The following is an 8,570-nucleotide window of genomic DNA, read 5'->3' as shown; positions in this document are numbered from 1 at the left end:
TTTTGGGGTGGCATGGGATACATGTGGGAAGCCAGCGTCAGCCGCCTGTATCGTGATGGCAGGCTCGCCTCCATAGGTGGGGGTGCGGACGAAGTCATGCTCTCGATCATCTGCAAGCTCGATGGGCTTGCCGGCCGATGAGCCTGGTCGTTCCATGAGCCTGGTCGTTCCATGAGCCTGGTCGTTCCATGAGCGAGCGCAAGCTCGTCGTCACCTGCGCGCTGACCGGGGTCCTGACCGATCCGGCACGCCATCCCGTGCCCGTGAGTGCCGAGGAGATGGCCAGGTCGGCCCGCGAGGCCTACGACGCGGGCGCCAGCGTCATGCACCTGCATTTCCGGCGCCAGGAGCCTGGCATGGGACATCTGCCGAGCTGGGAACCGGCGCTCGCGAGCGAAGTCAACGACGCCGTGCGCGAAGCTTGCCCGGGGGCGCTGATCAACATGAGCACGGGCGTGCTCGGACCCGATCTGTCCGGTCCCAGCGCGTGCATGCGCCGCATTCGCCCCGAGATCGCAGCCTGCAACGCCGGTTCGCTCAACTACCTCAAGACGCGCGCCGACGGCTCCTGGGCCTGGCCGCCCATGGTGTTCGACAATCCGGTCGAGAAGGTCCAGCGGATGCTCGACGTGATGCGCGAAACAGGTGCGGTGCCCGAGTTCGAGTGCTTCGATCTGGGCATCGTGCGCTCGGTTTGCTTGTACGTGGAACACGGCATGGCCGCGCGGCCTCATTACAACTTCGTCATGGGCGTGGCTTCGGGCATGCCCTGCGACGCGGAGTTGCTGCCGCTCTTGGTGCGCTACGCTCGCGAGGGCTCGAGCTGGCAGGTGACCGCGATCGGCCGCGCCGAGGTCTGGCGCCTGCACCGAAAGGCCGCCGAGCTCGGCGGCGACCTTCGAACGGGTCTGGAGGACACATTCTACCTTCCCGATGGATCGCGTGCGCGCGGCAACGGTGACCTCGTGCACGCCATCGTGAAATGTGCTCGCAAAGCCGGCCGCGAAATCGCCTCCCCCCAGCAAGCCCGCGCTCGGCTGCTTGCCCGGTAGCGGCTCCGGCCGGCCGCGCGCTTGGGGAGCTTGTAGGGGCCTGCAAGACGGGCAGGTCATGGTGTGGAGCCCGCTTGGACTACGGAGTTCGCGACCCCGCGTGGTTGCTGCCGGCGGACTCGGCCTGCCGCTCTTGGTTCGGGCGTTGCAGCCATTTGTGCAAGAACTTGGCCAGGCGACGGTTGCCTTCGACGCTGAAGTGTCCGTCGTATGGCAAGTAGCAGTGGTCGCAATCCTCGAAGATCGCCCGCGTAGAGGTGCATGCCAGCCGGTTGTGCCGACACGTGTTGGCCACGAGCCCTGCCATGCGGTCGAACGCTTCGGCATAGCGCGGAAGCGCACCCCGCGTATCCAGATCGACGAGCTGGAGCTCCACACCCTGCTGTCGCGCTCGTTGGCTCAGGTCCGCCATCACCGCACCGAAATACTGAGCCGCCGGACGAAACCATGCCAGGTTCATGAGGGGCACGAGGAAATGCGGCATCTCGGGCCTACCGGTCTGCTCGTCCTTCGGCCACAAGGCCACAGGCGGCGCAAGCGCCTCGACTTCTAGGGCGTGGTACAGGCGCATCGCACGAAAGTTCATCAGAAAGCTGCGCAGGTTGGTCGGAGTGCCGCGCCATAGCGCATGCATGTCGTTCCACAGCAGCCCGTAGTCGTAGTGCGTGAGCTCCGGCCTCCAAGTCAAGTACTGAAAAGGCCTGCGTGCAACAATCTCGTACAGATCGTTGATGAACGGAAACAGCAGCACTTTTTTCGGCCGGAAGCGCGGCAGGAACAAGCGCAGCAGGAGGTACTCTTGGTAGAGGCAATCGGCTTGGCGGGCCATGTTGTAGACCGGATGGCCATACTCTGCTCGCAGCAGGTGGGCCGCGGTCTGTTCCACGTCGAGTCCGTGCCCGAACACCATGGAGTCGCCGACGAGCAAGACCTCCTTGTCCCGTATGCCCGGAGCGTTGCGAAAACCCCACTCGTCGGTGCGGTGCTCGAAGGAATAGCCGTTGAACCAGTTTTGCGTGTGGTGGTTTGGTCGCATGAAATTCATGCCGGTTTTGCCATCCACCACGTAGATGCCGCGGGGCCACTCGTTGTACTTGGTCACGACGTAGTTGGCGAGGTTCACCGGCAGCCGCGTTCCTCCCACCCAGAGCGCGCTCTCCAGTAGGACCGCGCACAGCAGCACGGAACCGATCCCCGTCAGCATCACGAACAGGGTGCGTCGAATGGGGGTGGGTCTAGCCCGCATCGATCACCAGCCTCCAGCCCGATCGGCCGATCCGCCCGCGCAGGCAGCCGCGTCCTCGTTTCGGCCTCCTCCACATGGTGTCAACTATGCCTCCGGTCCCTCAACTGCGGATCGGCCGCTATCGCAGACGCCTCGACCGATCGGACTCGAAGTTGGTGACCGATGCGGGCTCGTAGTCGCTGCTGAAGGGTCAGTACTCATGCCCATCCCGAACCGCATCGCTCGTCCAGCACGACCGGCGCCGTGACGAGGCCTCTGGGCCGATACCAGCGAGGACTCGCCGGGCGCTCGCAAAGGCGACCAGTGAAGCCATAGCAGCGCTGCTCCTGCGCGCCAGCGCGCGCCCAGCGCAGGCTGCGGGCGGCAGCCTCGGCAGCGCCGCACTACCCCTTCTTGGAGGCCAGATCCTTGATGCGTACCCGCGGCACGGTGCGACCCAGGCGCGCGTAGCTGCGAATCTGCGGGGGCTCGGGGTCGGGCAGGCCCTCGCCGGCCCCATCGACTGGTTGTCCGGGCCGGTCTTCGGTGGCGACGCCGGCCGACGTCGCCGTCTCGGACTCCCCCGATTCGGCGGAAGACACGGCGGAAGGAGCCACGACTTCCTCATCGACCGACTGGGCCGTGGCGGCCTGCTCCTGGATTTCTGTTGATGCGCCGGCCCCGTGGCTTGGTGGGGTCCGGTTCACGCGAAGCGGTTCAGCGAGCGGCCAGGCCACGCCCCGCCTGGCCGACTTCGGTGGCAGAGCAGCAGCCGCTGCCGTGGCTGTGCGCGGGCGCGCCAGGGGCCAGGCCGCAGACCGGCCGGCTGGGCGCGGGAGCGGGCGCGGCTTCGGCTTTCGGTCGGACTCGGTCATCCCCGATCCTTCGTGCCTACGCCATCCTGGGGCCTTTGAAAAGCCCCGGCGCTACGGACTTGATGCGCCCTAGCGGCACATCCAGCTCAGCTCGGAGCCCTATTCCTCGCTTGCCATGGCAACCGGGGCGGGCTCCGACCGGCGGATGCCTTCTTCGGAAACCGAGTCTGCCACCACTACTTCAAAGCGCTTGTACGCTGCGAGGCCGCTGCCAGCGGGAACCAAACGTCCCATGATGACGTTTTCCTTGAGTCCGCGCAGGTAGTCCACCTTCCCGCTGATGGAAGCCTCTGTGAGCACCTTCGTGGTCTCCTGGAACGAGGAGGCGCTGATGAAGGAATCGCCCGACAACGATGCCTTGGTGATTCCGAGCAAGAGCGGTTCCGCTACTGCTGGATGCCCCCCGCGTGCGATCACGCGCTCGTTTTCCCTTTCGAACGCGCCCTTCTCCACCTGTTCATCGACCAAGAAGGTGCTGTCTCCTACCTCCTTGATTCGAACCCGGCGCAGCATCTGCCGAACGATGACTTCGATGTGCTTGTCGTTTATCGTCACGCCCTGCAAACGATAAACCTGCTGAATCTCGTCGACGAGCCATGCCGACAGCGCCTTCTCCCCCTTGACCCGCAGGATGTCGTGAGGATTGGCGGGACCGTCCATCAAGGCCTCGCCTGCGATCACGCGGTCGCCCTCCTTCACCGTCAGATGGCGGCCCTTGGCAAAGAGGTGTTCTTTCGAATCCCCGATTTCGGGCGTCAGCACCAACTTGCGCTTGCCCTTGGTGTCCTTGCCGAAGCTCACCGTTCCGTCGATATCCGCAACGATGGCATGGTCCTTTGGCTTGCGGGCCTCGAACAGCTCAGCCACCCGGGGCAGCCCGCCCGTGATGTCCTTCGTCTTGGTTGTCTCGCGCGGAATCTTGGCGATGATCTCGCCGGCCTCCACGGACTGACCCTCCTGGGGAATGATGTTGGCCCCAACCGGAAGAAAGTAGCGCGCGGGCGTGCCTTCCCTTTCTATCGTGTCACCGGTTTCTGGATCCTTCACCGAAACCCGCGGACGCGCACTTGGATCGCGCGATTCAATTACCACCCGCCGTGAGAGACCCGTAACTTCGTCGAGCTTCTCCTCCATGGTGACGCCCTCGACGATATCGCCATACTTCACGACCCCGGAGGCTTCCGTGAGCAACGGTATGGCGTAGGGGTCCCACTCCGAAAGCATGGCGCCACGCCTGATCTGCTGTTCGTCTTTGACCTTGAGGAATGCCCCATAGGTAAGATTGTAGCGCTCGCGCTCCCGGCCCGATTCATCCACTACTTTAAGCACAGCGTGCCGATTCATGATGACAACGGAACCGTCCTCTTTCTCGATATAGCGACAGTTCTCGAGCTTCACCGTCCCGTCTGATCGTGTCGTAAGGCTCGATTGTTCAATCTTCCCTCTGGCCGCGGCACCCCCAATATGGAAGGTACGCATGGTAAGCTGTGTACCCGGCTCTCCGATTGATTGCGCCGCGATTACGCCTGCCGCCTCGCCGATGTTTACCTTGTATCCACGTGCCAGGTCCCGCCCGTAACACAGCACGCAGATACCCCGCCTAGCCTGACACGTGAGCACAGAGCGAATAATCACCCGATCAATGCCGGCCTCTTCGACTCGACGCACTCTCCCCTCGTCTATCTCCTCGTTGTGCGCCACCAGCACCTCCCCGGTTACCGGATCGACGATGTCCTCGAGTGCGATGCGACCCAACACTCGCTCGCCAAGTGTCGTCACCACCTCACCCCCCTCCTCGAGCTTCGAAACCCAAACGCCGTCGAGCGTCTCGCAATCGTACTCGGTGACGATGGCATCCTGCGCAACGTCCACCAAGCGCCGCGTCAGATAGCCCGAGTTCGCGGTCTTGAGCGCCGTGTCTGCCAGCCCCTTGCGCGCACCGTGCGTCGAAATGAAGTACTGCAGCACGGTCAGGCCTTCCCGGAAATTCGCTGTGATGGGCGTTTCGATGATCTCCCCTGATGGTTTCGCCATCAGACCACGCATTCCCGCAAGCTGCCGGATCTGTTGATTGGAGCCTCGCGCACCCGAATCGGCCATCATGAAAATGGGATTGAAGGAGGGAGTCTCACGCTTATCCTGCGTCCTGGGATCCACGACCGTTTCGCGTCCTATGCCATCCAACAGATCGTTCGCCACGCGATCCGCGGCGTCCGCCCAGATGTCCACGACCTTGTTGTAGCGTTCACCGTCCGTGATCAGCCCCTCCTGATACTGCTCTATGACGGTCTCGACGTCCTGCTGCGATCTCGCAAGAATGTCCTTCTTGCTTGCGGGAATGGCCATGTCGTCCATGCAGATCGATATGCCCGCCCGTGTGGCCGAATCGAAACCCAACGTGCGCAGGCGGTCGGCAAGCAGGACCGTGCTCTTGTTGCGGCTCTTGCGATAGCAGGCGTCGATCAGAACCGATAGGGCCTTCTTGTCGAGCACCTTGTTCACCAGCGAGAAGCTGACGCCCTTTGGAAGCACCTCCGCTACCAAGACCCGCCCCACCGTCGTCTCGACGATCTCGCCATCGATGCGAGCCCGGATCCGCGCGTGCAAGTGCACCTCTCCCGCGTCGTAGGCCATCCTGACCTCTGCCGGAGAGGAGTAGATCCCGCTGAAGTCTCCATGCTTTTCGCTACCCGGACGGTGGCGGCCGTGCACGAAGGGCCGCTCGCGCGTCACGTAGTAGAGCCCCAGCACTATGTCCTGCGTCGGGTTGATGATTGGCCGACCGTTGGCGGGCGAAAGAATGTTGTTCGTGCTCATCATGAGCACTCTGGCCTCCATCTGTGCCTCGACAGAAAGCGGCACGTGAACAGCCATTTGATCGCCATCGAAATCCGCATTGAACGCCGCGCAAACCAGGGGATGAAGCTGCACCGCCTTGCCCTCGATCAATACCGGCTCGAAAGCCTGGATTCCGAGACGGTGCAGCGTCGGAGCGCGGTTCAGGAGCACCGGGTGCTCGGTGATCACTTCCTCGAGGATATCCCAGACTTCGGACTTCTCCCGCTCCACCATTTTCTTGGCGCTCTTGATCGTCGTAACGTAGCCGCGCTCCTCCAACTTGTTGTAGATGAACGGTTTGAACAGCTCGAGCGCCATCTTCTTCGGAAGACCGCATTGGTGCAGCTTCAGGTTGGGCCCCACCACGATGACCGAGCGACCCGAGTAGTCCACGCGCTTGCCCAGCAGGTTCTGCCGAAAGCGGCCCTGCTTGCCCTTGAGCATGTCGCTCAGGGACTTGAGGGGGCGCTTGTTGGGTCCCGTGATGGTCTTGCCGCGTCGTCCGTTGTCGAACAGCGCATCCACGGCCTCCTGCAACATGCGCCGTTCGTTGCGAATGATGATTTCCGGGGCGTTGAGCTCGACCAGCCGCTTCAGGCGGTTGTTGCGGTTGATCACCCGGCGATACAGATCGTTCAAATCCGATGTGGCGAAGCGACCGCCGTCCAGCGGCACCAGCGGGCGCAAGTCCGGTGGCAGGACAGGCACGACCGTGAGCATCATCCACTCGGGCCGATTCCCGGAATCCCGGAAGGCCTCGACGACCTTCAAGCGCTTGGAGAGCTTCTTGCGCTTGGCCTCGCTGGCCGTCTCGCGCATCTCTCCTCGCAGCTCCTCCCCGAGCGCATGAACGTCGACGGCTTTGAGCATCTCGAGAATCGCCTCACCACCCATGCTGGCCGTGAAACCGTCGTAGCCGAATTCGTCGACGAGCTGCTGGTAGCGTTCTTCGCTCAAGATCTCGCCGCGCTGCAGCGAGCTCTCCATGGGATCGAGCACGATGTAGCTTTCGCAGTACAGGACCCTTTCGAGCTCCTTGAGGCTGATGTCCAGGATCGCGCCGATGCGCGATGGCAGGCTCTTGAGAAACCAGATGTGTGCTACCGGCGTTGCTAGCGTGATGTGGCCCAATCGCTCACGACGCACCTTGCTCTGGATCACCTCGACACCGCACTTCTCACACACGATTCCACGGTGCTTCATGCGCTTGTATTTGCCGCACACACATTCGTAATCCTTCACAGGCCCGAAGATCTTCGCGCAAAAGAGGCCGTCACGCTCGGGCTTGAACGTCCGGTAGTTGATCGTCTCCGGCTTTCGCACCTCACCATGTGACCACTGCCGGATCTTCTCCGGCGACGCCAGCGAGATCCGAATGGCGGAGAACGAAAGTGGATCCTTGGGCTTCTCGAAAAAGCTGAAGATATCCTTCATGACCCTTATTCCTCCTCCGCAGCAAGGACATCGTCGACCTTGGGCGATGTCCCTCCGGTCTCTATGAGTTCAATGTTGAGGCACAGCGCTTGAAGCTCTTTCATCAACACATTGAAGCTCTCGGGCAACCCGGCATCCAAGCTGTGGTCACCCTTGACGATCGCCTCGTACATACGCGTTCGCCCCTGCACATCGTCGGACTTTACGGTCAAGAATTCCTGTAACGCATAGGCGGCACCGTAGGCTTCCATGGCCCAGACCTCCATCTCACCCAAACGCTGGCCACCGAACTGTGCCTTTCCACCCAGCGGCTGCTGCGTCACAAGCGAGTAGGGCCCGATGCTGCGCGCGTGGATCTTGTCGTCCACGAGATGATGCAGCTTCAGCATATACATGATCCCGACCGTGACCTCTTGGTCAAACGCCTCGCCCGTTCGACCGTCGTACAGACGCGTCTGTCCGCTGGCCTTGACACTCGCCAGGCTGAGCAGCTCCCTGATCTCTGCCTCGGTCGCACCGTCAAATACCGGCGTGGCCAGGTGCACACCTTTTCCGAGCGCCCGCCTGAACTCGACCAGGCTTGCCACATCGAGGTCGTCGATCAGCTCTCGTACACTCCCGGTCTTGAAAATGGTCCTCAGCCGTGACCGCAGCTCCTCGGTCGATCGAGTCAACTGATGCTGCAGCTGCTCTCCGAGCAGATAACCGGCCCAACCCAGATGCGTTTCGAGAATCTGCCCCACGTTCATGCGGCTGGGCACACCCAGAGGATTGAGCACGATATCCACCGGCATTCCATCCGCCAGATAGGGCATGTCCTCCGCGGGGAGAATACGACTTACTACGCCCTTGTTACCGTGCCGCCCGGCCATCTTGTCGCCCACCTGCAGCTTACGCTTGATGGCGATATAGACCTTCACCATCTTGATCACACCCGGTGGCAGCTCATCTCCCTTCGAGAGCTTGCCGATCTTTTCCTGAAAGCGCTCCTCGATCGCGGCAATCTGACGTCCAAGACGCTCGGCGATGGTCTTCAGCTCCTCGCCATGCTTCTCGACTTCGATCTGCCCCCAGTACTTGCGCAAGATCGCATTCAGCCCCTCCTGCGTCAGAATCGTTCCCTTCGCGAGCAGCACCCTGCCGCTG

6 protein-coding genes are annotated in these 8,570 nt (G+C 62.3%); 2 read left to right on the top strand and 4 right to left on the bottom strand.

What is annotated here, in order from left to right:
* Together MJD61_01180 and MJD61_01175 are read left to right on the top strand one after the other, a co-directional pair.
* The coding region (locus MJD61_01180; GenBank protein ID MCG8553894.1) for an acyl-CoA dehydrogenase at positions 1–141 on the top strand (141 nt) is incomplete at its 5' end.
* Positions 142–188: 47 nt separating this feature from the next.
* Positions 189–1,052, top strand: a complete 864-nt coding sequence (locus tag MJD61_01175) for a 3-keto-5-aminohexanoate cleavage protein (GenBank protein MCG8553893.1) — start codon at positions 189–191, stop codon at positions 1,050–1,052.
* A 79-nt stretch (positions 1,053–1,131) separates the two neighbouring features.
* Here the strand turns inward: MJD61_01175 and MJD61_01170 are convergent, their stop codons facing one another.
* The 4 genes from MJD61_01170 to MJD61_01155 all read right to left on the bottom strand — a co-directional run.
* Positions 1,132–2,298 carry a hypothetical protein gene (locus MJD61_01170; protein MCG8553892.1) on the bottom strand — a complete coding sequence of 389 codons (1,167 nt, stop codon included), beginning with the start codon at positions 2,296–2,298 and terminating at the stop codon, positions 1,132–1,134.
* Between the two features lie 383 nt (positions 2,299–2,681).
* Positions 2,682–3,152 (bottom strand): hypothetical protein, encoded by a 471-nt coding sequence (locus tag MJD61_01165; protein ID MCG8553891.1) that lies wholly within the window; start codon positions 3,150–3,152, stop codon positions 2,682–2,684.
* A gap of 99 nt (positions 3,153–3,251) precedes the next feature.
* Positions 3,252–7,424 (bottom strand): DNA-directed RNA polymerase subunit beta', encoded by a 4,173-nt coding sequence (rpoC, locus tag MJD61_01160; GenBank protein MCG8553890.1) that lies wholly within the window; start codon positions 7,422–7,424, stop codon positions 3,252–3,254.
* Positions 7,425–7,429: 5 nt separating this feature from the next.
* Positions 7,430–8,570: DNA-directed RNA polymerase subunit beta (locus MJD61_01155; protein ID MCG8553889.1), on the bottom strand; the 1,141-nt coding region annotated here is incomplete at its 5' end.

It is taken from the genome of Pseudomonadota bacterium, assembly GCA_022361155.1.
GTDB lineage: Bacteria > Myxococcota_A > Polyangia > Polyangiales > JAKSBK01 > JAKSBK01.
This window is presented reverse-complemented; position numbering and strand designations above follow the sequence as displayed.

What these genes read in the sequence shown, in the direction of transcription:
- MJD61_01165 (MCG8553891.1), bottom strand. Translation starts at nt 3,152, where the DNA reads ATGACCGAGTCCGACCGAAAGCCGAAGCCGCGCCCGCTCCCGCGCCCA.
- MJD61_01175 (MCG8553893.1), top strand. Translation starts at nt 189, where the DNA reads ATGAGCGAGCGCAAGCTCGTCGTCACCTGCGCGCTGACCGGGGTCCTG.
- rpoC (MCG8553890.1), bottom strand. Translation starts at nt 7,424, where the DNA reads ATGAAGGATATCTTCAGCTTTTTCGAGAAGCCCAAGGATCCACTTTCG.
- MJD61_01170 (MCG8553892.1), bottom strand. Translation starts at nt 2,298, where the DNA reads ATGCGGGCTAGACCCACCCCCATTCGACGCACCCTGTTCGTGATGCTG.